The organism is Pseudomonas sp. Pseusp11 (assembly GCF_047304405.1).
Lineage (GTDB): Bacteria > Pseudomonadota > Gammaproteobacteria > Pseudomonadales > Pseudomonadaceae > Aquipseudomonas.
The window spans coordinates 1-240 of the sequence record NZ_JBGLZF010000125.1 but is presented as its reverse complement, the minus strand read 5'-3'; the positions used below and the strand labels follow the sequence as shown (position 1 = coordinate 240).

Sequence of the window (240 nt, the reverse complement as noted above, 5' to 3'; positions counted from 1 at the left end):
GGCGTTGATCTTCGCGCTGCGGGTGATGATTTCGAAGCGGTCGACGTTGTTGGCGTTCAGCCCGGCGCCGTCGATGGAGACGCTGCCCTGATCGACCTGGAAGCGATCGAGACGACCGTTGTCCAGCACCGGTTTGCCGGTGGTCAGGGTCACGCGCGGGGTATTGATGAAGCCGCAGCCGTTGCAGCTGATGCCGTAGGGGTTGGCGACGATGACCCGCGCCGACTGCCCCGCCACTTC

At 65.0% G+C, this 240-nt stretch carries 1 protein-coding gene; it reads right to left on the bottom strand.

The window, feature by feature from the left end; genetic code table 11:
* Positions 1–240 (bottom strand): filamentous hemagglutinin N-terminal domain-containing protein (locus tag ACCC96_RS30420; protein WP_413697759.1); only part of this gene is annotated, 240 nt, incomplete at both ends.